Raw genomic sequence first — 22,056 nt, 5'->3', positions numbered from 1 at the left:
GCCTACTGGACGCCCTCGAAAAATTTCAGGTCGAGCGCCGAGAGGGCGAGAAGGGGCGCGGGCATCGGGATGCCGGCCACCCGCATCTGGCGGGCGGCGTCGCGGCAGGCGGCGATATTGTTGTCGCGGGCCGCCGCGTCGACGCGCTCGATCATCTCCGGCGTCGGCTTCAGGGGCGGCGGCGGCGCGGGCGTCGCGGGCGCGGCGGGGGGCGGAGCGGCGGGCTTCGCCTCGGCCTGGGCGGTGCCCTGGGGACCGGCCGCGCCGGGTCCGGATTGCGGGACCGGCCCGCTGAGCCCGGATTTCTGCTGCGTCTCGCCGGCGGCCGGCGAGGCACCGGCAGACGGCTGACCGGGCTGCGGCGCCTGCACCGCAGGGGCCGGCTGACCGCCTGGCGCAGCAGACTGACCGGACGCCGCAGCAGGCTGACCGCCCGGAGCGGCCGGCTGACCGGCCGGCGCAGCCGCGGCCGGCGGCGGTGCGGGCGGATGAACGTAGGCGACGAGTTCCTTGCAGAGATTCGCCGGCTTGCCGGACCCGGCCTGCGCCGAGGCGGCGCCGGGCACGAGGATCGCAGCGGCCGCGAGCGCGGCGATGGGCAGGCCCTTCATGGTCTTCGCGTCCCTTCTGGCTCTCGTCATGCGGCGCGACATCAGGAGCGCTTCGGCGCCGGGTGCTCGCCCGCCACCTCGTCGTGCGGACCCTTCACGTCGCCGGTCCAGCGGGGGCCGACGAGGTTCGTGCCCGGCTGCGAGACCCGGGTCGACGAGGTCGAGAAGGCCTGCCACGCGAAGCGCTGGCTGCCCGACAGGATGTACGCGGCGGCGATGCCGATCGCCACGGCGCAGATGACGGCGACAGCGAACGCTTTCATGGTTTCCTCCCGGTCCCGGCCTCGAGGCCGGCATGCGAATGCGCGGTCTCGGTCACTCGGCCGGCGCCTGATGCGCCCGCAATTGCGGCCCGCTCGCAGTGCGGGCTTGCTCCTTCTCGACCCAGAGGTCGTGGTGCGCGCGCGCCCAGGCGAGATCGACCTTGCCGCTGCCCATCGCGTCGTAAGCGCCCTCCATGCCGAGCGAGCCGATGTAGATGTGCGCCAGGATCGCGGCGATGAACGCGACGCCGATCAGCGAGTGGATCCCCTGCATCCACTGCATCCCGTTGATGTCGGTCGCAGCGAAGGGGAACAGCATCATCAGGCCGGTGACGCCCATAGCCGTGCCGAAGCCCGCGACCATCCAGAAGACGACCTTCTGGCCCGCGTTGAAGCGCTCGGCATGGGGGTGGCCCTTGCCGATGAAGCCGCCGCCGGCCTTGATCCACTGCAGGTCGATCCGGTTCGGGATGTTGTCGCGCAGCCAGACCACGAACATGAAGACGATGCCGAGCATGAACGGCCACGCGAGGTAGACGTGGGCGTATTTCGCCCATTGCGAGAGCGTCGCGAAGGCGTCCGGCCCGATCACCGGCATCAGGAGGCGCTTGCCGAAGATGTAGTTGAGGCCCGACAGCGCCAGGATGATGAAGCAGGTCGCCGTCATCCAGTGCGTGAAGCGCTCGAAGCCGTTGAAGCGCAGGATCTTGCGGCCCGATTCCTCGCTGTGCTCCATACGGATGCGGCCGCGGCTGAAGTAGAACAGCCCGAGCAGCACCACCATGCCGAGGATCGCGGCGGCGCCGATCCAGGGCATCCAGGTCTCGTGGAAGCCGCGCCATTCCCGGCCCTGCGGCTGGATCAGATTGGCGGCCTTCCGATCGGGGATCGAGATGCGGCCGCCGATCGTCGAGCCCTGCTTGAACAGCAGATCCTCGTTGACCGAATCCGCGGTCGGGTTCGGGGCCGTCGTCGGTGCGGTGGTCGGCGGGGCCGTCTGCGCGAGCGCCGGCAGAGCGGCCGTGCCCGCGAGGCCCGCGAGCATCGCCGCCGCGACGAATGTCCTGATCCGCGTCGTTCCCCGCCGCATGATGCGTTCCCTTTCCTCGTCCTCGCGCTGTGAAGCCGACCGGGCGTGCCCGGTCAGATCGCCACGGTCTCGCGGTAGGCCGTCTTCCAGCCCCACGCACCCGAGCCGTAGCCGCGCTTGATCACGCGCTCCTTGTAGATCTGGGCGATCATCTCGCCGTCGCCGGCGAGCAGCGCCTTGGTCGAGCACATCTCGGCGCAGAGCGGCAGCTTGCCCTCGGCGAGGCGGTTCGAACCGTACTTCTCGTACTCGATGGTCGAGAGGTCGGGCTCGGGCCCTCCCGCGCAGTAGGTGCACTTGTCCATCTTGCCGCGCGAGCCGAAATTCCCGACCCGCGGATATTGCGGCGCTCCGAACGGGCAGGCGTAGAAGCAGTAGCCGCAGCCGATGCAGAGGTCCTTGGAATGCAGCACCACGGCATCCGCCGTGGTGTAGAAGCAGTTGACCGGGCAGACGGAGGCGCAGGGCGCGTCCGTGCAGTGCATGCAGGCCATCGAGACCGAGCGCTCGCCCGGTTTGCCGTCGTTGAGCGTGACCACGCGGCGGCGGTTGATGCCCCACGGCACCTCGTGCTCGTTCTTGCAGGCGGTGACGCAGGCGTTGCACTCGATGCAGCGGTCCGCGTCGCAGAGAAACTTCATGCGTGCCATGGCGATGTCGTCCTCTTACGCCGCCCGGATCTGACAGAGGGTGGCTTTCGGCTCCTGCATGCCGGTCACAGGATCGAAACCGTAGGTGGTGATCGTGTTCACGCTCTCGCCGAGGACCACGGGATCGGTGCCCGCCGGGTAGTACTGGCGCATGTCCTTGCCCTGGTACCAGCCGGAGAAGTGGAAGGGCATGAAGGCCACGCCCTTGCCGACGCGGTCCGTCACGAGGGCCTTCACCTTGGTCTGCGTGCCGTCCTCCGGCCCGGACACCCAGACCCACTGGCCGTCCTTGATGCCGCGTTCTGCCGCGTCCTTGGTGTTGATCTCGACGAACATCTCCTGCTGGAGCTCGGCGAGCCACGGGTTCGAGCGGGTCTCCTCGCCGCCGCCCTCGTACTCGACGAGCCGGCCCGAGGTGAGGATGATCGGGAAGTTCTTGGCGACCTCCCGGTCGACAGCCGCCTTCTGCACCGAGAAGCCGATATTGGGCATCCGGAACTGGCGGTCGTCCGGCCGGGTCGGGTACTTCGCCACGAGGTCGGGCCGGGGCGTGTAGATCGGCTCGCGGTGGACCGGCACCGGGTCGGGCAGGTTCCAGGCATTCGCCCGGGCCTTGCCGTTGCCGTAGGGCACGACCCCGTGATCGAGGCAAACGCGCTGGATGCCGCCCGACAGGTCGGTCGCCCAGCTCACCGCATCGATGTTGTTGCCGCCGATCTTCGTGATGACCGCCATCTCCTCGGCCGTGAGGTCCTTGTCCCAGCCGAGCTTCTTGAAGACGCCCATCGTGAACTCGGGATACCCGTCGGTCAGGTCCGAGCCCTTGCTGAAGGAATCCTCCGCCAGCAGCGTCTGGCCGTTGCGCTCGACGCCGAAGCGGGCGCGGAAGCAGCCGCCGCCGTCCTTTACGTGCAGGTTGGTGTTGTAGAGGATGTGGGATCCCGGATGGCGGATCTCCGGCTTGCCCCAGCAGGGCCAGGGCAGGCCGTAATAGTCGCCGCCGACCTCAGGGTCGTCCTTCGGGGCGCGCAGCGTCACGAGGTCGAACTTGTGCTGGTTCTTCATGTGCGCCTTGAGGCGCTCGGGCGATTGCCCGCAATAGCCCGTCGACCAGCCGCCGCGGTTGATCTCGCGGAGGATGTCCTCGGCCACCGGCACGCTGTTCTCGACCTTGATGCCCTTGAACATCTTCTCGCCGAAGCCGAGCTTCGTCGCGAGCCGGTACATGACCTCGTAGTCGGTCTTCGACTCGAAGGCCGGCTTGACGATCGTCTCGCCCCACTGGATCGAACGGTTCGAGGCCGTGCGCGAGCCGTCGCATTCGAGCGTCGTGCAGATCGGCAGCAGATAGGTGTTGTCCTGCCGGGCATCGAGCGCCGCGAACGTGGTCGGATGCGGATCGGCGACCACGAGGAGTTCGAGCTTGTTCATGCCGGCGATGGCGTCCGGCAGGCGGGTGACGGTGTTGCCGCCGTGGCCGAACACCATCATCGCCTTGATCGGGCTTCTCTGGTCGATCTGGTCGTCGGGCAGGTTCACCGCGTCGAACCAGCGCGTCGAGGTGATGCCCGGCGCCTCCATGTTCTCCTTGCGGGTGCGGGCCTTGCGGCCGCCCTTGGCCGGGATCTCATCGAAGCGCGATTGCAGCCACTCGTACTCGACGTCCCAGACGCGGGCCCAGTGCTTCCAGGCGCCCTCGACGAGGCCGTAATAGAGCGGCAGCGTCGTCACATCGAGGCCGAGATCGGTGGCGCCCTGCACGTTGGTGTGGCCGCGGAAGATGTTGGCGCCGGTGCCCGGCTTGCCGACGTTGCCGGTGGCAAGGCAGAGGATGCAGAAGGCGCGCACGTTCGCGGTGCCGACCGTGTGCTGGGTCGCGCCCATGCACCAGATCAGGGTCGCGGGCTTCTCCTTCGAGAAGATCTCGGCGACGCGCTTCAGTTGCTCGCCCGGCACGCCGGTGACGCGCTCGACCTCGTCGGGCGTCCACTTGGCGACTTCCTTGCGAACGTCGTCCATCGCGTAGACGCGCTGGCGGATGAATTCCTTGTCCTCCCAGCCGTTCTGGAAGATGTGCCAGAGCATGCCCCAGATCACCGGGATGTCGGTGCCGGAGCGGATGCGCACGTACTCGGTGGCGTGCGCGGCCGTGCGGGTGAAGCGCGGATCGATGACGATCATGTTGGCGCGGTTGATCTCCTTGCCCGACAGCACGTGCTGCAGGGAGACCGGGTGCGCCTCCGCCGGATTGCCGCCCATGATGATCATGGTCTTGGCGTTGCGGATGTCGTTGTAGGAATTGGTCTGGGCGCCGTAGCCCCAGGTGTTGGCCACGCCCGCCACCGTGGTCGAGTGGCAGATGCGTGCCTGGTGGTCGACCGAGTTGGTGCCCCAGAAGGCGCCGAGCTTGCGGAACAGGTACGAGGCCTCGTTCGTGAACTTGGCCGAGCCGAGCCAGTAGACGGAATCGGAGCCCGACTTCTCACGGATGGCGGTGATCTTGTCGCCGATCTCGTCGATCGCCTGATCCCAGGAGATCTTGGTCCACTGGCCGCCGACGAGCTTCATCGGGTATTTGAGCCGCCGCTCGCCGTGGACGAGCTCGCGGATCGCCGCGCCCTTGGCGCAGTGCGTGCCGCGGTTGATCGGGCTCGCGTAGGAGGGCTCCTGCCCGACCCAGACGCCGTTGACGACCTCGGCCGTCACCGTGCAGCCGACCGAGCAGTGGGTGCAGATGTTCTTCCTCACCGTCACCTCGGACCCGCTCACGGCGGAGCCAGCGGCCTGGGCTTTCCGCACCGAGCCGAGCTGGATCGAGCCGGCGACGGCGAGGCCGCCCGCCGCGAGGCCGGATTTCCGCAGGAAGGAGCGGCGATCGAGGACGCCGGCGGCGAGACCGGCGGCGATGGCCTGATGTTTCGTGCGGCTCGCCTCGCCGCTCTTGCGCTTGATCAGCATCGCGATCTCACTTCTTCAGCGTCTCGTAGCCGTTCGTCCGGTAGAAGGCCTTGACATGGTCGGTCTCCCGATACCGCGCCTTGGTCTCCTCGGACCCCGGATCGTAGGCTTGGGCCTCGTTCGTCGAGATCGGCGACAGCAGGCCCGCCGCCGCGACCGCCGAGCCGCCGCCGAGCGTGCGGAAGAACTGGCGGCGACCGATCTCGCCTTTCTTCTCCTGAGCCATCCTCGTCACTCCCGACTGGTCAAATCCGTTTCACTCGCCCGGACGTCCCGTTCCCGGTCCGTCAGGCGTCCAGGGCGAAGGCTTCGACCTCAATCTCCAGGAAGGCCTGGCCGAGGGCACCGACCGCCCGAAAGAAATCCGTGTCCGCCTGCTCCGCGAGATCCGCGAAGAACCGCGGCGCCCAGGGCTGCAGGTGCCGTGCGAAGAAGCGCGCCTCGGCGCCCGGCTCCGCGTCGATCCGGCCAGAGGCGAGCCCTGCCATCACCTCCAGGAGGATCGCGACGTGATCCTCCGGCTCGCTGACGGCGTCGCTACGCTCGATCCCGAGCGCGTCGAAATCCGCCCGCACCCGGGCGAGCGGCCGCTCGTTCAGGAAGCCCGTAAGGTAGTAGGAGGCGTAAGGAAGGAGACGGCCGCGCCCGACCCCGACGAAGGTCTCGAAATGATCGCGCTCGATCGCCAGCGGGTCGGCATTCCGCGCGGCGATGCCGAGCCTGCCCAGCGCCTGCCCGAGCGGCGTTCCGTCCCCCTCAAGCCCTGCGACCTGCGCGAGCACGTGCCCGCAGGGGACGCGCCCGAGCAGGGTCGCGAGCAGGTCGTACTGGCGCGAACGCAGCAGATCGACCTCGTCGACCGTTGCAGCCATGCCGACTCCCCCTTCGGCAACGCCCTGACCCAACGCACCCGACAGCATCTTGCTCCTCAACCCGCAGGCGCCCCCCGCGGACCGAATTCATTGTGCACACTATAAACGCGTTCCGGCGGCCCGCAATCTCACTTTTGAGCAGTTCAAATCGGAATCGCACCCCCATGGCGTCGCACCCGCGTGAGAGATTGGGGATTCTGTCTCACGGCAGCGGCTTCCGCGGGTGGTTCGGGGGCTTGCGCGTGCCCGGCGAGCGACGCGGGCTGGTTTTCGGAGCTAGATGCAACTTCCGCTGCGGGCAGGTCTTCGGGCTCCGCGACGGGGACCGAATCGGGGGAAGTGGACGCGGTCTCGACAGCGTCCGATGCGGTCTCCGGCGTCCCTGACATCTCAGGTGGATCGTCGGGCGCGTCTCCGAAGATGCGGCCGACCATCGCGCGGACGTCGTCGGTCGGCAGGAGCGGGCCGGTGCCCGGAACGCCACCGACGACGTTCCAGTCGTAGGCGTATTCGCGCGCCTCGCTCACGTAGTCCCGGATCGCCGGATCGAGCGACCACATCCGCCGCAGGGCCGCGTTGCGCAGCAGGGCGGGGACGCCCTTGCGCAGGAAGGGCGTCAGATCGGTACCGGAGGTCAGCGTATCGAGGGGAGGAAGCGCCGCGATCTCCTCCTCGGTGATCGCCGCCTCGGCCCCAGGCTCGGGTGCCTCGGCCGCATCGTCCGGCAGGATCCCGGCCTTCGCCTCGGCAGGCGGCGCCTGCGTCTCCCGCTTCCGGCGCGACCAGCGCGCCAGGAAATCGCCGCCGCTCATTCGGAGCCTCCTCCGCGCTCGGCCGCGATGTTGCGGCGCCCAAGGGCTTCCGGGTCGGCGCGGTCGCGCTTGCGCTTCTCGAAGGTGCGCTCGACGTGGAAGGCGTCAACGAACGCGGCGACGGCGGCCTGGATCGACTCCGGCATCGGCACCGCCTCGACGATCTCGCCGATGCCCTCTGCCAGCGCCTCGCCCTCGTAGGGATCGGCCGTGACCGTCGCGACCTCGTACGCGTCGCCCGCGACCGGCCGCAGGGCGACCCAGAGCGACGGCCGTCCCGAGACGAGGTTGTCGCGGTAATGCCCGGTCTCGCTGATGTGCAGGCCGACCTCATGGGCGCCGGCATAGAACCGGTCCTCGCCTTCAATAGACGCGAGAAGGGTCCAGGGCGCCGTCTCGGGAATGTCCGGCAGGGCGCCGACCGGCAGCCACTGGTGATCCGCCCAGGGGCTCCTAAGCCTGCGCCGGGCCACGATCACGCCGACCGGGAAACGATCCTTCGGCATTCGACCTTCTCCTCCGCCTCAGGCCGCGGCGCCGACGAGCGGCAGACCCGCGACGAGGTTCTGGGGCTTCAGGGTCACGCGCTTGTCCGGGCTCATCGCCAGCAAGAGATAGATAGGGTGGCCGGCGATCGTCCGCTCGATCCGTCCGGCGTCGGCTACCGTCATGCGGAACAACGCGACGACCCGGGTCAGGGCTTCCGGCTCGACCGCGTCGCCGCGCCAGAGCGCGTTTCCGATCCGGGTCGCCTCCGCGTCGAGGCCCACGAACCAGCGCCAGTCCCGCTCCTCGATTCGCGCGAGCGGCTCGACCGTCGTCTCCAGCGCCAGGAGGTGGCGCAGCCACGCCTCGATCGCGCGGGCGAGGCCGTCGCGGCTCCGCGGATTCTCCGAGAGATTGAGCGCCATCGTGAAGGCGTCGGACCGGCTCCAGTAGGTCCAGGCGTTCTCGTCCGTCATCACGTCGAGTTCCGCCGCGGGCTCGGCGCCGAACATCGCCATCAGCGGCGAGGCCGAGGCGCCGGCCTCCCGCGCCTCGATGATCTCGGCATCGGCGAGGAGTGTCGCCCCGCCCGAGAGCGATACCCGCTGCGGCCGGAAGAACAGTTCGGCGGCGCGCAGGGTGTAGGGGTCCTCGCAGCCGTCGAGGGCGTTGCGCAGGATGAGGTGCACGAGCTGGTTGAGGAAGAGGCCGGGCGTGCCCGCGAGGCCGCCCCGCACGAGGTCGAGATAGGCCGCCTCGATCGAACGTGCGCTCAGGAGCCTGTCGCGGAAGGCGAGGATCACCTGCCAGTTCTCGACCGCGTCCGGATCGTTGAGCGCGCGCACCTGCGCGGGCGGCACGGGCCGGCGCGGATCGGTGAGGAGTGCGGCGTGGAGCGCCCGCTCGGCGTCGCACGCCTCGGGCGGCGGCAACAGTTCCGGCCGGGCGAGATAGGCGAGGAGCAGCTCGTCCGTCACCGCGAGGCCGCCGGCCTCCGTGCGGCCGGCGAGATGATGGCCGCTGGACACCCAGAACTCGGTCATCGCGGATTCGTCCCCATCAGCCCGACGAGATCGACGCTCTCCTCGGGCTCGTCATCGGTCTCGACGAAGGTGAAGGCGCGAGAATGGGCGTGGAGCCGGTCGGCGCCGGGCACGCCCTCCCGGCGCTGCAGCGTCCGGAATCGCTCTCTCAGCTCTCCGCCTTCGATGCTGCGGGTGAGCGCGATCACCGTCCCGACCGGGGGGCCGCAGAGGGAGGCCGCCACCGCGATCTCCTCCTCGGCGGCCGCCAGCGCGACCTCAGCGCTCGGCGCGCCGAGCTTGTCCAGGATGTGCCGCGCCAGCGCCGAGACCGCCTGCTCGCGCTCCGCCTCGCTCGCCTCGCTGACGACGACGAGCGTCGAGAAGCCGAACGAGGCGGTCCCGAGGAATCCCGAGCGGAAGGCGGCCCGCTCCTTCGGGGACAGGGCGTCCGAATCCACGTCGAAGAACAGGAACGAGCCCGTCACCGCCCACTCGCCGGGCTCGGCGGCGTTGGCGAACACGAAGGTGTCGGAAGGGTCGAGGCGAAGCGTCCGCGGCAGCTTGGTCGCGCTCACAATCGGGGCCTCCCGTTCTTCGCGTCGAGCCAGGAGACCGCGCCGAGGGTGACCGCGAGGCTGTCGCGGCGGATCCCGCCGGGTGCGCCCGTATCCTCCGTCAGGAGATCGCCCGTCGCGTCCACGTGCTGGCCGGCGCCGGACAGGTCCGGGACCAACTGGTCCGAGAAGGCTGCGGCGACAGCCTCGAACCCGAGCCCGTTCCAGGTCTCGACCGCCCGCATCAGGTAGCGGGCGAAGCTCTCGACGAGAACGCCGCGATCCGCGATCTCGAAGCCCTCCTCCTCCAGCGAACTCGTCTCCGGTGTCAGGCCGGGATCGCCGGCATCCCGCTTCGTGCCGATCAGCATGGCCGAGAAGACGAGCCAGGCCGGCGCCTCGTGCTCCGGGCAATCGGAGGGCCAGGACAGGCGGCCGCCGCCGATTCGCGCCTCGTTGAACAGGAGTGCGTCGGGGTAGGCGAACCGCACCGCCCGTTCCGGCGGCGCGTGTGCGCCGACCGCCTCGCCAAGCGCCACCATGGCGGCGATGAAGGCGCGCCGCGCGGTCGCCAGGGGTTCGTCCGGCGCCAGCACCACCGCGAAGGCCGGGCAGTCGCCGGACAACGCGTGCACGATCGTGCCCGCCGCCTCGGGTGCCGCCATCCCGCACGCCTCGGCGTGGACGCGCTCGCTCCGCTCGGCGGTGATCGCCGTGAACAGCGGCGGCAGGTCGAGCGGCCTGCCCTGTGACATCGCGGCGTGGTTCGTCATCGTGGCGTCGCGCAAGCCTCGCGCCCATCTGTTCAATCGCAGTTTGGACCTATTCGAGTATAAGAAGCCGCTGCAAGCGCGCGGAGGCCACGGGCCTCCGGAATTGGGGATGACACAGTGTCCGACCGTTCAGTGATCGCCTGTTCCTGCGAGAAGACGATGTCGCTCGACGGGGCCGCCCTCGCCAAGGGCTGCGGCGGCACGCTCGCCACCGCGGACCAGCTCTGCGGGCGCGACCTCGACCGCTACCGCCGCACCCTGGAGACGGGCAGCCCGGTGACCGTCGCCTGCACCCTCCAGGCGCCGCTCTTCGAGGAGATCGCCGAAGAGGCCGGCGCCGCCGATCGCGTCGTCTTCGCCAACATCCGCGAGATGGCCGGATGGTCGGTCGACGGCGCGGCCGCCGGCCCGAAGATGGCCGCGCTTCTCGCCGCAGCGGCCGAGCCGCGGCCGGAGGCGGCCCTCGTCACGATGGAGAGCGCGGGCGTCGCCCTGGTCTACGGGCGGGACGAGACCGCGATCGACGCGGCGCGGCGGCTCGCGGACCATCTCGACATCACCGTGCTCCTGTCCCGCCCCGGCCCGGTGGCACCGCCCCTGCGGGCCGACTTCCCGGTGCTGCAGGGGACGATCACGACGGCAAAGGGCCATCTCGGCGCCTTCGAACTGCGTATCGACGATTACGCGCTGCCGGCCCCGTCCTCGCGCTCGGCGCTCGTGTTCGGCCCAGCGCGCAACGGCGCGACCTCGACCTGCGACCTCGTGATCGACCTCACCGGCGGCGTGCCGCTGTTTCCCGCGCACGAGACCCGCAGCGGCTACCTGCGGGCGGACCCGCGCGACCCGAAGGCCGTCGAGGCGCTGCTCTTCGAGGCGTCGCACCTCGTCGGCACCTTCGACAAGGCGCGCTTCATCGACTTCAGGGCGGAACTCTGCGCGCATTCCCGCTCGCGCATCACCGGCTGCACCCGCTGCCTCGACGTCTGCCCGACCGGCGCCATCAGCCCGAACGGCGATCACGTCGCCATCGACCCCTATGTCTGCGCGGGCTGCGGCTCCTGCGCCGCCCTCTGCCCCACGGGAGCCGCCTCCTACGCCCTGCCGCCGGCCGATGCTCTGCTGCGGCGCCTGCGCACCCTGATGGGCGCCTACCAGGCAGCCGGCGGTTTCGACGGGATCGTGCTGTTCCACGACGGCGACCACGGCGAGCCGCTGATCCACGCACTCTCCCGCGACGGCGAGGGCCTGCCGGCAAACGTCCTGCCCGTCCGGGTGAACGAGGTCACGCAACTCGGGCCCGAGGTCTTCGCGTCGTTGTTCGCCTACGGCGCGGTGGGCGCGCGGCTTCTTCTCAGGGCGCGGCCGAAGCACGATCTCGCGAGCCTGCAGGCGACTCTCGACCTCACGAACACCCTCCTCGGGGCCCTCGGCTACGATCCTGCCGGGGCCGGTCTCGTCGCGACGGTCGAGACCGATGACCCGGACGCCCTCGGCGAGGCCCTGCGCGCGGCTCCCCGCGGCACGCCCGCGCCGACCCCGGCCCGCTTCATGCCGGCAGGCGACAAGCGCGGCGTGCTGCGCACGAGCGTCCGCGAATTGCAAGTCGCGGCGCCGAGCCCGGTCTCCACTGTCCCTCTCGCGGCCGGCGCGCCCTTCGGCGGCCTCGCCTTCCGCACGGAAGCGTGCACGCTCTGCCTCGCCTGCGTCAGCGCCTGCCCGACGAGCGCGCTCTCGGACAGCGCGGACCGGCCGCTCCTGGCCTTCGAGGAAAGCCTCTGCGTCCAGTGCGGCCTCTGCGCTGCGACCTGCCCGGAGAACGTGATCACGCTCCAGCCCCGGATCGACTTCGCGGCCTGGGCCGAGCCGCGGCGGATCGTGAAGGAGGAGGAGCCCTTCGACTGCATCGCCTGCGGCAAGGGCTTCGGCACGCGCAGCACCATCGAGCGCGTCATCGAGAAGCTGCGCGGCAACCACTGGATGTTCGCGGGCGCGGCCGGCGAGGCGCGAATCCGCTCGCTGATGATGTGCGAGGATTGTCGCGTCGAGGCGGCCCTCAACCAGGGCTTCGACCCGCACGCCGCGCCGGAGCGCGCCAGGACCCGCACCAGCGAGGATTACCTGCGTGAGCGCGCGGCGCGGGATGGGCAGAGCGTGTAGGCCGGACCGAAGCGCGGACCCGCCGGTCCGCCGCTGAGCGGCGACGGCCTCAGCGCGCCTGGGTCGCCTTCTCCAGAAAGCGCACCAGCGCCTCGCGGTCGGCCGCGCTGCTGACGATCTGCTCAGGCATCTTCGTGCCCGACGTATACCGGGCGGGGCCGACCTCGAAGAGCTTGCCGATGGTCTCGGCGTTCCAGACGATGTCGAGCTTCCTGAGCGCCTCGGAGAAATTGTAGCCGTCTGCCGTGGCGATGCGCCGGCCGAAGACGCCGCTGAGCGTCGGGCCCGCGCGGTTGCCCCCGTCCGGCGTCAGGCTGTGGCAGGCGGTGCAGGCCCGGAACACCTCCGCGCCCCGGTCGCCCGCGTAGGCCGCGAGTTCGTCGTGGGGGCGACTCATCGCCAGCGAGCCGATCGGCTCGCCGCTGCGCATGTCCCAGCGCCGGATCAGCCGGTCGCCGCCGCCTGTCACGAGCTCGGCCTCGGAGCGGAAAGCGAGCGACCAGACCGGCAGCCCGGGGCCGACGAGGTTGAACAGGGGCTTGGCCGCCCGGCGGTCGATCACCGCCACGGCGCCGGCGACGGTCGCCGCGGCGACGCGGGTCCCGTCCGGGGAGAGCGCGAGCGCGATGATCGGGCTCGGGCCGATCTCGATCGCGGCTCGCTCGACGCCCTCGGCCGAGAACAGGCGGACGATGCTGTCGGCCCCGCCCGCCACGATCTCGCCGTCGGGCGCCGCCGCGACCGCGTTGAGGGGAGTCGGCAACGTCACGATTCGGGTCGGATCCGAGCCGTCGCGAAGCCAGATGCGCAGGGTGGCGTCGTAGCCCGCCGTGACGAGCCGGCCGTCGGGCGTGAAGGCGACGCCGTTCACGTTGCCCTTGTGCCCCTCGAAGACGCGCGCCTCGCCGCCGGCGAGCGGGCGCAGCCGCGCCGTGCCATCCCAGGAGGCGGAAGCGAGCTCGGCCCCGTCCGGGGAGAGCGCGAGCCCGACGACGGGGCCCTGGTGCTCCGTGAAGGTCGCGACGGGACGAGTCTGCCCGGGCTGCCAGAGGGCGATCCGCCCGTCCTCGCCGCCCGTCGCCAGGCGCCCGTCCGCGAGCGCCAGGACGGCGTTCACCGCGCCCTCGTGGTAGCGCAGCACCTGCCGGGCGGTGCCCTCGTCCAGCGACCACAGGATCGCCGACTGGTCGAAGCTCCCGGACAGCGCCGTCCGCCCGTCCTGCGCGATCGCGAGGGCGCGGACCGGGCCGCCGTGACCGCGCAGCTGCGCGTCGGCGGGGCCGGCGAGGCTGCAGGAGAGAAGCGACAGGGCGAGAAGGGAGGCGGCGCGTCTCAAGGGCTCATCGCGGCGGCTGGCGGCTGGACGCGCGACCATAAGCGCCGCTCCCCCGCCTGTCTCCCGTGCCGGATCGGCGCAGGGCCTTGATCGCGGCGGCGCGATCGGCGACGTCAGGGGCCCATCCGCAGCCGGGAACAGCGACATGCGCGGGCCAATATGCGGGCCAACCCGCCGGACGGCCGGGACGCGTCCTTCGGGCCGACCATGACAGGACGCACCGCCTCGACGGCCCTGATGCCGCTCGTGGAGGCATTGCCCCTCCTGCTGCGCGGTGTCGCGCCCGTGGCGGCGACCGGCCTGCCGCCCGCCGAGGCGATCGGCCGGGTGGCCGCCGAGGACATCCGCGCGGACGCCGACCGGCCGGTCACGCGGATCGCCCTGCGGGACGGCTGGGCGGTGCGCGGGGCGGAGGTGGTGGGCGCCTCGCCCTACGCGCCGGTGCCGCTTGCCGGTCCGCCCGTCTGGGTCGAGGCCGGCTGCGCCCTGCCCGCGGGGACCGACACGATCCTGACCGCGGAGGCGATCGAGAAGTCCGGCCCGCTCGTTGAGATTGTCGCGGATGCGCCCACCGGAGACGGCACTCGGGCACCCGCCGGCGATCTCGCTGCCGGTGGCCGCCTCGTCGCGGCCGGAACGCGCATCGGCCCGTTGCAGGCGCTGGCACTCGCCGGGCTGGAGCGCGTGCCCGTATGCCTGCCGCGCGTCGGCATCCTGCTGACGGGTCCGGCGCGCTGGGGAGGGTCGGATGCCCGATCGTCCGTCCTGCGTCATCTCGTCGGACAGGCCGGAGGGTGCGTGTCGGCCGTCGCGACGGCGCCGGAGGGACGGGACGCCATCGCGGCCGCGCTCGCTGCGGACGAGGCCGATCTCACCCTCGTCGTCGGCGGCACCGGCTTCGGTCGTGAGGACCACAGCGCCGCGGCGCTCGCGCAGGCCGGCAGCCTTGCGGCCCACGGCATCGCCCTCCGTCCCGGCGAAGGCGCGGGATTCGGCGACGCGCAAGGCCGCCCGGTGCTGCTCCTGCCCGGCGCGCCGGAGGCAATGCTCGCCGTCTTCCTGGCGCTGGCGCGCCCGCTCCTGCAGGCGCTCGCCGGCGAGGCGGCGGCGCCCGCGCGGACAGCCCCCCTGCGCCGCAAGGTGTCCTCGGTGATCGGTCTGTCCGAGATCGTCTTCGTCGCCGAGGCCGGGGACGGCGTCGAGCCCCTGGGCTCGGCCGAGCTTGCCCTGCACCGCCTTCTCCTGGCACGAGGCGCCATCCTGGTCCCGCCCGAGCGGGAGGGCTATCCGGAGGGGACCTCCGTCGAGATCATGCCGCTGTGAGTGATGCGTCGCAGAACGAAACCCGGGCCGGGTTCCTGGAGCGCCTGTCCGAGGTCGCCCGCCAGGAGCAGTTCCTCAGCGTGCTCTCCCGCGAGGAGGCGGCCGCGCGCTTTCGCGCCGCCGTGCCCCACGCCACCCTGCCCGCCGAGACCGTGCTGCTTGCCGAGGCTCTCGGGCGGGTGCTCGCCGAGGACATCGCCTCTCCGATCGACGTGCCGCCCTTCGACCGCTCGCTGGTCGACGGGTTCGCCGTGCGGGCCGCCGATACCGAGAGCGCGCGCGAGGGCAGCCCCGTCCGCCTCGGCCTGAACGCCGAGATCCTGGCCTGCGGCACCGCACCGAACCTCGCCGTCGCGCCCGGCACCGCCACGCCGATCGCCACCGGCGGAGTCATTCCGCGCGGCGCCGACGCCGTCGTGATGGTCGAGGCGACGGAGTTCCTGGGCGACGCGGCCGGCCCCGCCATCGAGGTCGCGCGGGCGTCGAATCCCGGCCAGTTCGTCGGCTACACGGGCGCGGACATGGCGCTCGGCGAGACGGTGCTTCGCCGGGGCGTCCGCTTCACCGCCCGGGAAATCGGCATGCTCGCCGCCTGTGGGCTGGACCGTGTGCCGGTCGTGCGGCGCCCCCGCGTCGCCGTGCTCTCGACGGGCGACGAGCTGATGGCGCCCGGCGCACTGCTGAGGCCCGGCGCGATCTACGATTCGAACGGCGCCATCGTCGCCGCATCCGTCGCCGAGAACGGCGGCGTCGCGTTGCCCGGCGGGATCGTGGCGGACGACGAGGCGAGCCTCGAGACCGCAATCCGCGAGAGCCTCGAGACGGCCGATCTCGTCGTACTCTCGGGCGGCACCTCCAAAGGGGCGGGCGACGTCTCGCACCGCATCCTCTCGCGCCTCGGCGAGCCGGGGATCCTCGTCCACGGTGTCGCCTTGAAACCCGGCAAGCCGCTCTGCCTCGCCGCGGTCGGCACGAAGGCGATCGTGGTGCTGCCGGGATTCCCGACATCGGCGATGTTCACCTTCCACGAGTTCGTGGTGCCGCTGGTGCGGGCGCTCGCCGGCCTGCCGCCGCGCGAGGAGGCAAGCGTCGAGGCCCGCGTGCCGCAGCGCGTGCCGTCCGAACTCGGCCGCATGGAGTTCGTGATGGCCTCGCTTTCGCGGACCGGGGACGGCCTCGTCGCGCTCCCCCTGCCGAAGGGCTCGGGCTCGGTGACGGCCTTCTCGCAGGCCGACGGCTTCTTCCCCGTCCCAGCCAACCGGGCCGGGCTGGAGGCGGGCGAGGCCGTGACCGTGAGCCGCCTCGGCGCGGGCGTGAAGCCGCCCGACCTCACCATCGTCGGCAGCCATTGCCTCGGGCTCGACCGGGTGGTCGGACTGCTCGCCGACCGCGGCTACCGCGCCCGCACCATCTGGGTCGGCTCGGCCGGCGGGCTCGCCGCTCTCAAGCGGGGCGAGTGCGACCTCACCGCGATGCACCTCCTCGATCCGGAGAGCGGCCGCTACAATGCGCCCTTCCTCGCGCCCGAGATGAGACTCGCGCCGGGCTGGCGGCGGATGCAGGGCGTGGTGTTCCGTGCGGGCGATCCTCGCTTCGCCGGGCGCCGGGCGGCAGAGGCCGTCGCGGCGCTCGCCGGGGATGCCGAGACCGTGATGGTCAACCGCAACACGGGCTCGGGCACCCGCCTCCTGATCGACGGGCTCCTCGAGGGCGGGCGCCCGGCGGGCTACTGGAACCAGCCGCGCTCGCACAACGCCGTGGCCGCCGCGGTCGCGCAGGGGCGGGCCGATTGGGGTGTGGCGATCGAAGGGGTGGCGCGGGCCTACGGGCTAGGGTTCCTGCCGCTCACGGAGGAGCACTACGACCTGGCCTACCGCGCGGAACGGGCGAACGAGCCCGGGCTCGCCGTCTTCCTCGCCCTGCTCGCCGAGCCCGAGACGAGGGTGGCCCTGCGGGAGCTCGGCTTCGCGACAGGGGCAGGCGACTGATGCCGGAGCTAAACATGCGCGTGATCGGCCTCGCCGGCTGGAGCGGGGCCGGGAAGACGACGCTGCTCACGAAGCTGATCCCGGCCCTCACCCGGAGGGGGCTTCGGGTCGCGACCCTCAAGCACGCCCACCACGCCTTCGAGATCGACCGGCCCGGCAAGGATTCCTTCGTCCATCGCGAGGTCGGAGCGGGCGAGGTGATCATCGCCTCATCCCGGCGCTGGGCGCAGATCCACGAGCTCGGCGACGCGCCGGAGGCGAGCCTCGGCGACCTGCTGCGGCGCCTGAGCCCCTGCGACGTGGTGCTGGTGGAAGGCTTCAAGCGCGAGAGCCACCCGAAGCTCGAAGTCTTCCGCGCGGCCAACGGGCGAGATCCCCTTCACCCGCACGATCCCCGCATCGTGGCGGTCGCGAGCGATGTCTCTTTCCCGGAGGCCGGCCGGCCGGTGGTCCCGCTCGACGATGCCGAGGCGATCGCCGATCTCGTCCTGCGCTTGGCCGAGCCGATCGGCGCGGTCCTGGAGAGGCTGGAATGTCATGGCGCAGCTGACTGACGATTGCTTCGCCTTCGGCGGCCCGCTCATGACGATCGAGGACGCGGTCGCCCTCATCACCGGGCGCCTGCCGGCGATCGAAGCCTGCGAGACGATCCCGCTGATTGACGCCGATGGCCGCATCGCGGCCGAGGACCTGACGGCGCGGGTCGACCTGCCGCCCTTCCGGAACTCGGCGGTCGACGGCTACGCGGTGCGTCACGCCGACCTCGCCCCCGAGGGCGAGACGCGGCTCCCGCTGCGGGGCCGCCTCGCGGCGGGCGCATCGGCGGAGGCGGTCATGGCGCGGGGCGCGGCCGTGCGGATCTTCACCGGCGCGCCAATGCCGGGCGACGCCGACACCGTGTTCATGCAGGAGGACGTGCGGCTCGAGCACGACCACGTCGTGCTGCCCGCGGGACTGAAGCCGGGCGCGAACAGCCGCCCGGCCGGGGAGGACCTCGCCAGCGGCGGCCTCGCGATCCCGGCGGGCCGGCGCCTGACGCCGCAGGATCTGGCGCTCGCCGCGGCGACGGGCCACCGCGAGATCCGCGTCCGGCGGCGCCTGCGGGTCGCCCTGTTCTCGACCGGGAACGAGCTGAGCGAGCCGGGCACCCACCTGAATCCCGGCGCGATCCACGATTCGAACCGGGTGATGCTGGCGGCCCTGCTGCGGCGCCTCGGGGTCGAGGTCGATGATCTCGGGATCCTCCGCGACGACGCCGGCACGTTGATCGCGCACATCGCGCGAGCGGCGGAGAGTCACGATCTCATCCTCACCTCGGGCGGCGTCTCGACGGGCGAGGAGGACCACGTCAAGAATGCCGTCGAGGCCGCGGGCCGCCTCGTGCTCTGGCGACTCGCGATCAAGCCCGGCCGCCCCGTCGCCATGGGCGTCGTCGGGGGAACGCCCTTCGTCGGGCTGCCCGGCAACCCGGTCGCCGTCTACGTGACGTTGCTCTTCGTCGTGCGCCCCCTCCTCGCCCGGCTCGGCGGCGGCCGCTACACGCCGCCCCTCGGAGTGCCGGTGCGGGCGGCCTTCGCCTACCGGAAGAAGACGGGCCGGCGCGAGTTCGTCCGCGTCTGCCTGAAGCGGGCCGAGGACGGAACGGTCGAGGCCGTCAAATTCGCCCAGGACGGGGCCGGCATCATCACCTCGCTCACCGGCAGCGACGGCCTCGCGGAACTTCCCGACGACGCGACGGGCGTTCAGGCGGGCGACACGATCCTGTTCCACCCGCATGCCGCACTCTGGTAGGGCCGGTCAGCGCGCGGGCTCGGCCGGCGCGTAGCCGACCTCCTGCCGCGACCGCTCGCCGATGGCGGCGCGGACGCCTGCCAGAGCCGGATGGTCCGGGCCGGCGCGGGTCGCGAGGAAGTAGGTCTCCTCGCCGAGCGGCAGGAAATCGAGGCCGAAGCGGGCGGCGACCGCCCGTGTGCCCATCCCGACATCGGCCGCGCCGGACGAGATGATCGCGGCGACCGCCTGGTGGGTGAACTCCTCCGTGTCGAATCCCCGGATATCGGCTGGGCCGAGGCCCGCCTCGCCGCACAGGCGCTCGAACCACAGGCGGGTCCCGGCCCCCCGCTGGCGGTTGACGTAGCGCGCGCCGGAGGCCGCGATGTCGGCCACGCTCCGCAGCCCGTGCGGATTGCCGCGCGCGAACATCAGCCCCTGCTCGCGCAGGAAGAGGCGCACCACGGACAGGCCCGTGTCACGGAACACGTCGGCGAAGGGCGAGCCCGGACGGGGCTCGCGCGCGCCGAAATGGAAGCCCGCCCCGTCGACCGCACCGGCCGCGAGCTTCGCCAGGGCCTCGGCGCTGCCGGCCACCGTGACCTCGACGTCGACGCGGCCGGCGAACACGGCCGATAGCAGGGTGTCGTGGCTCACGGCGAGGCGGAGCCGCGCGGGTGCGAGGAGCGCGCCGACGCGTTCATCGAGATGCGCCCTGGCCAGTTCGATAGGGCCCTGCGTCGCGGCTCGCGCCTCCGAGAGCGCCGCGCGCAGGTCCGCGCCGAACGCGGTCAGGACGGTGCCGTGACCCTTCGTCTTCGTCGCGACGGGCCGCCCGCACGCGGCTTCGAGCGCCGCGATCCGTCCCCAGGCCGACCGGTAGGAGATGCCGAGCCGGCGCGCGGCGCCCTGGACCGATCGCTCGTCGGCGAGCGCGGCGAGCAATTCGAGCGCGCCGTCGAAGGAGTGCGTGCCGTGTCCGAGATCGAGGCAGCCCGAGAGGCGCAGCACCGCTCTCATATGAAACCGCTTTCCTATTGAATTTGCGCCGGCACCCTTAGCATGAGGTGAGGGAGCGTGCAGCACCGCCGATGTCCGAGACCCTGTCCGACACCTTCTCGCGCCTTGCGGGCCTCGACCGCGAGGTCTTCGCCATCGCGTGGCTGTCCCTGCGCGTGAGCCTGTCCGCCGTGCTGATCGGCTGCGTGGTCGGCATCCCCCTCGGGGCGCTCGTCGCCGTGCTCCGCTTTCCCGGACGACAGGGCATCGTCGGCCTGCTCAACGCCTCGATGGGGCTGCCGCCGGTCATCGTCGGCCTCGTGATCTACCTGCTGCTCTCCCGCTCCGGGCCCTTCGGCCCATTCGGCCTCCTCTTCACTCCCGCCGCGATCGTGGCGGCCCAGAGCGTCCTGGTGACACCCCTGATCGCGGCGCTGACCCGCCAGATCGTGGCCGATGCGGAGGCGCATCTCGGCGAGCAGCTCCGCTCGCTGCGGCTGCCCGCGTGGCGGCGGGCCGGAATCCTGATCTTCGACGTGCGCTTCTCGCTCTCGACGGCGGTGCTCGCCGCCTTCGGGCGGGCGATCTCGGAGATCGGCGCCGTGCTCGTCGTCGGCGGCAACATCGACGGCTTCACCCGGACCATGACGACGGCGATCTCGCTGGAGACGCAGAAGGGCGACCTCGCCCTGGCGCTGGCGCTCGGCCTCGTCCTGATCGCGCTCGTCGTCGCGGTGAACGCCGCCGCCTCGCTCCTGCGGGCCTACGCGGCGAGGGCCTACGGATGAGCCCGGCGCTTCCGATCCGCCTCGACGGGCTCGGCTACCGCGCTGGCGGCCGCATCATCCTCGACCGCCTCGACGCCACCATCGCGGCGCCCGGCATCACCGCCCTGATCGGACCGAACGGCGCCGGCAAGAGCGTGACGCTTCGCCTGATCGACGGCCTCCTCGCCCCGAGCGAGGGCGCGGTCCGCATCGGCGCGGACGGTTCGGCCCGGCGCGCCTTCGTGTTCCAGCGCCCGGCCCTGGTGCGCGCCAGCGTCGCCCGCAATCTCGGCCTCGCCCTCGAACCCCTGCGGCTCGGGCGGGCGGAGCGGAACGCCCGCGTCGCGGCGGCGCTCGACCGGGTCGGCCTCGGCGCGCGGGCCGGCGACCCAGCGACGAAGCTGTCGGGCGGCGAGCAGCAGCGCCTCGCGCTGGCCCGCGCCTGGGCGACGGAGCCGCAGCTTCTCCTCCTCGACGAGCCGACCGCGAGCCTCGACCCGGCCGCGACCGAGACGATCGAGGCGCTCGTCGCCGAGATGGCCCGGGCCGGCACCAAGGTACTGATCGTCTCGCACAATCTCGGTCAGGTCGCGCGGCTCGCGGACGACGTGATCGTGATGTCGGGGGGCCGCGCCGTCGAGCACGGTCCGACCCGGCAGGTTCTTTTCTCACCCCGCACCGCGGACGCCCGCGCCTACATCAAGGGAGAACTCCCATGGACATCCTTCGCCGCAGCCTCCTGAGCCTCGGCCTCGCGGCCCTCCTCGCCGGGCCCGCGGCGGCCGAGCCGCAGACCGCCATCACGGTGGCCTCGACGACCTCCACCGAGCAGTCGGGCCTGTTCAAGCACCTGCTGCCGCGCTTCACCGAGAAGACCGGGATCGGCGTGAAGGTGGTGGCGCTCGGCACCGGCCAGGCCCTCGACGTCGGCCGCCGCGGCGACGCGGACGTGGTTTTCGTCCACGACAGGGCCGCTGAGGAGAAGTTCGTCGCGGAGGGCTTCGCCCCGAAGCGACACGCCGTCATGTACAACGATTTCGTGGTGGTCGGCCCGAAGGCGGATCCGGCCGGCGCCAAAAGCAGCGACGTGACGGCGGCGTTCGCCCGGATCGCCGCCGCGAAGGCGCCCTTCGTGTCGCGCGGGGACCGGTCCGGCACCCATGCGGCGGAGCTGCGCTACTGGAAGGATGCCGGTCTCGACCTCGGCGCCGTGAAGGGCGAGTGGTACAAGGATGTCGGGCAGGGCATGGGCCCGGCGCTGAACACCGCCTCGGCCGCGAACGCCTACATCCTCGCCGACCGCGGCACTTGGCTCGCGTTCAAGAACAGGGGCGACCTAGCGATCCTGGTCCAGGGCGACAAGCGCCTGTTCAACCAGTACGGCGTCATGCTGGTGAACCCGGAGAAGCACCCGCAGGTGAAGGCGAAGGAGGGTCAGGCCTTCGTCGACTGGCTGATCTCCCCCGAGGGGCAGCGGACCATCGCCGACTACCGGATCGAGGGCGAGCAGCTGTTCTTCCCGAATGCCGACAGCAGCAAATCGTGATCGGGCGGGGCCCGGTCCGATTCCTGCGACGCTTCTGCGGCTCTGCTAGGCTCGACCCGAGCCCCTGAGTCGACCG

22 protein-coding genes are annotated in these 22,056 nt (G+C 71.7%); 8 read left to right on the top strand and 14 right to left on the bottom strand.

Going from position 1 to position 22,056, the window contains the following annotated elements:
- Window positions 1–2 precede the first annotated feature (2 nt).
- The 12 genes from DK389_RS17890 to DK389_RS17835 all read right to left on the bottom strand — a co-directional run bounded on the left by DK389_RS17890 (window position 3) and on the right by DK389_RS17835 (window position 10,094).
- Window positions 3–641 (bottom strand): hypothetical protein, encoded by a 639-nt coding sequence (locus tag DK389_RS17890; RefSeq protein WP_236960152.1) that lies wholly within the window; start codon window positions 639–641, stop codon window positions 3–5.
- A gap of 11 nt (window positions 642–652) precedes the next feature.
- Window positions 653–874, bottom strand: a complete 222-nt coding sequence (locus DK389_RS17885; protein WP_109891551.1) for a hypothetical protein — start codon at window positions 872–874, stop codon at window positions 653–655.
- A 52-nt stretch (window positions 875–926) separates the two neighbouring features.
- The gene (locus DK389_RS17880) at window positions 927–1,964 is read right to left on the bottom strand and encodes a formate dehydrogenase subunit gamma (RefSeq protein WP_109891550.1); all 1,038 of its coding nucleotides are present in this window, start codon (window positions 1,962–1,964) and stop codon (window positions 927–929) included.
- Between the two features lie 53 nt (window positions 1,965–2,017).
- On the bottom strand, window positions 2,018–2,614 hold the full coding sequence (gene fdh3B, locus DK389_RS17875) for a formate dehydrogenase FDH3 subunit beta (RefSeq protein WP_109891549.1): 597 nt from the start codon (window positions 2,612–2,614) through the stop codon (window positions 2,018–2,020).
- Between the two features lie 15 nt (window positions 2,615–2,629).
- On the bottom strand, window positions 2,630–5,572 hold the full coding sequence (locus DK389_RS17870) for a formate dehydrogenase subunit alpha (RefSeq protein WP_109891548.1): 2,943 nt from the start codon (window positions 5,570–5,572) through the stop codon (window positions 2,630–2,632).
- A 7-nt stretch (window positions 5,573–5,579) separates the two neighbouring features.
- Window positions 5,580–5,798, bottom strand: coding sequence for a formate dehydrogenase (locus DK389_RS17865; protein WP_109891547.1), 219 nt, complete (start codon window positions 5,796–5,798; stop codon window positions 5,580–5,582).
- A 61-nt stretch (window positions 5,799–5,859) separates the two neighbouring features.
- Entirely contained in the window at window positions 5,860–6,444 is a 585-nt protein-coding gene (locus tag DK389_RS17860; RefSeq protein ID WP_109891546.1) for a TorD/DmsD family molecular chaperone, read from the bottom strand.
- A gap of 143 nt (window positions 6,445–6,587) precedes the next feature.
- Window positions 6,588–7,256, bottom strand: coding sequence for a DUF3306 domain-containing protein (locus DK389_RS17855; protein WP_109891545.1), 669 nt, complete (start codon window positions 7,254–7,256; stop codon window positions 6,588–6,590).
- Entirely contained in the window at window positions 7,253–7,762 is a 510-nt protein-coding gene (locus tag DK389_RS17850; protein WP_109891544.1) for a DUF3305 domain-containing protein, read from the bottom strand. Before DK389_RS17850 ends, DK389_RS17855 begins: the two co-directional genes overlap by 4 nt.
- A gap of 18 nt (window positions 7,763–7,780) precedes the next feature.
- The gene (locus DK389_RS17845; RefSeq protein WP_109891543.1) at window positions 7,781–8,785 is read right to left on the bottom strand and encodes a DUF6352 family protein; all 1,005 of its coding nucleotides are present in this window, start codon (window positions 8,783–8,785) and stop codon (window positions 7,781–7,783) included.
- A complete protein-coding gene (locus DK389_RS17840) occupies window positions 8,782–9,342 on the bottom strand; it encodes a DUF6505 family protein (RefSeq protein WP_109891542.1) in 561 nt (186 codons plus the stop codon). The genes DK389_RS17845 and DK389_RS17840 overlap by 4 nt, the downstream gene beginning before the upstream one ends.
- A complete protein-coding gene (locus DK389_RS17835; RefSeq protein WP_162560712.1) occupies window positions 9,339–10,094 on the bottom strand; it encodes a biotin/lipoate--protein ligase family protein in 756 nt (251 codons plus the stop codon). Before DK389_RS17835 ends, DK389_RS17840 begins: the two co-directional genes overlap by 4 nt.
- A 159-nt stretch (window positions 10,095–10,253) precedes the next feature.
- On the opposite strand from DK389_RS17835, the gene DK389_RS17830 reads away from it, so the two are divergent.
- The gene (locus tag DK389_RS17830) at window positions 10,254–12,251 is read left to right on the top strand and encodes a 4Fe-4S binding protein (RefSeq protein ID WP_109891540.1); all 1,998 of its coding nucleotides are present in this window, start codon (window positions 10,254–10,256) and stop codon (window positions 12,249–12,251) included.
- A 49-nt stretch (window positions 12,252–12,300) separates the two neighbouring features.
- On the opposite strand, the gene DK389_RS17825 is transcribed toward DK389_RS17830, so the two are convergent.
- The gene (locus DK389_RS17825) at window positions 12,301–13,626 is read right to left on the bottom strand and encodes a c-type cytochrome (RefSeq protein ID WP_109891539.1); all 1,326 of its coding nucleotides are present in this window, start codon (window positions 13,624–13,626) and stop codon (window positions 12,301–12,303) included.
- A 168-nt stretch (window positions 13,627–13,794) separates the two neighbouring features.
- Between DK389_RS17825 and DK389_RS17820 the strand changes: the two genes are divergently transcribed.
- Genes DK389_RS17820 through DK389_RS17805 form a run of 4 tightly spaced genes read left to right on the top strand, consistent with a single transcriptional unit; the run spans window position 13,795 to window position 18,689 of the window.
- Window positions 13,795–14,910 carry a molybdopterin-binding protein gene (locus tag DK389_RS17820; RefSeq protein WP_109896524.1) on the top strand — a complete coding sequence of 372 codons (1,116 nt, stop codon included), beginning with the start codon at window positions 13,795–13,797 and terminating at the stop codon, window positions 14,908–14,910.
- The gene (locus tag DK389_RS17815; protein WP_236960150.1) at window positions 14,907–16,898 is read left to right on the top strand and encodes a molybdopterin biosynthesis protein; all 1,992 of its coding nucleotides are present in this window, start codon (window positions 14,907–14,909) and stop codon (window positions 16,896–16,898) included. The genes DK389_RS17820 and DK389_RS17815 overlap by 4 nt, the downstream gene beginning before the upstream one ends.
- Before the next feature lie 14 nt (window positions 16,899–16,912).
- Window positions 16,913–17,452 carry a molybdopterin-guanine dinucleotide biosynthesis protein B gene (gene mobB / locus DK389_RS17810; RefSeq protein ID WP_109891538.1) on the top strand — a complete coding sequence of 180 codons (540 nt, stop codon included), beginning with the start codon at window positions 16,913–16,915 and terminating at the stop codon, window positions 17,450–17,452.
- Window positions 17,436–18,689 (top strand): molybdopterin molybdotransferase MoeA, encoded by a 1,254-nt coding sequence (locus DK389_RS17805; RefSeq protein ID WP_109891537.1) that lies wholly within the window; start codon window positions 17,436–17,438, stop codon window positions 18,687–18,689. Before mobB ends, DK389_RS17805 begins: the two co-directional genes overlap by 17 nt.
- 6 nt (window positions 18,690–18,695) lie before the next feature.
- Here DK389_RS17805 and DK389_RS17800 read toward each other — a convergent pair whose 3' ends face one another.
- Window positions 18,696–19,688, bottom strand: coding sequence for a substrate-binding domain-containing protein (locus DK389_RS17800; protein ID WP_109891536.1), 993 nt, complete (start codon window positions 19,686–19,688; stop codon window positions 18,696–18,698).
- Window positions 19,689–19,759: 71 nt separating this feature from the next.
- On the opposite strand from DK389_RS17800, the gene DK389_RS17795 reads away from it, so the two are divergent.
- The 3 genes from DK389_RS17795 to DK389_RS17785 are packed head-to-tail and all read left to right on the top strand — an operon-like array spanning window position 19,760 to window position 21,980.
- Entirely contained in the window at window positions 19,760–20,455 is a 696-nt protein-coding gene (locus DK389_RS17795) for an ABC transporter permease (protein ID WP_109891535.1), read from the top strand.
- Window positions 20,452–21,177, top strand: a complete 726-nt coding sequence (locus DK389_RS17790) for an ABC transporter ATP-binding protein (RefSeq protein ID WP_109891534.1) — start codon at window positions 20,452–20,454, stop codon at window positions 21,175–21,177. The genes DK389_RS17795 and DK389_RS17790 overlap by 4 nt, the downstream gene beginning before the upstream one ends.
- Window positions 21,150–21,980 (top strand): ABC transporter substrate-binding protein, encoded by an 831-nt coding sequence (locus tag DK389_RS17785; protein ID WP_109891533.1) that lies wholly within the window; start codon window positions 21,150–21,152, stop codon window positions 21,978–21,980. The genes DK389_RS17790 and DK389_RS17785 overlap by 28 nt, the downstream gene beginning before the upstream one ends.
- Window positions 21,981–22,056 lie beyond the last annotated feature (76 nt).

The organism is Methylobacterium durans (assembly GCF_003173715.1).
GTDB lineage: Bacteria > Pseudomonadota > Alphaproteobacteria > Rhizobiales > Beijerinckiaceae > Methylobacterium > Methylobacterium durans.
The sequence above is the reverse complement of the archived record's forward strand: the minus strand, read 5'-3'. Positions and strand labels throughout refer to the sequence as shown.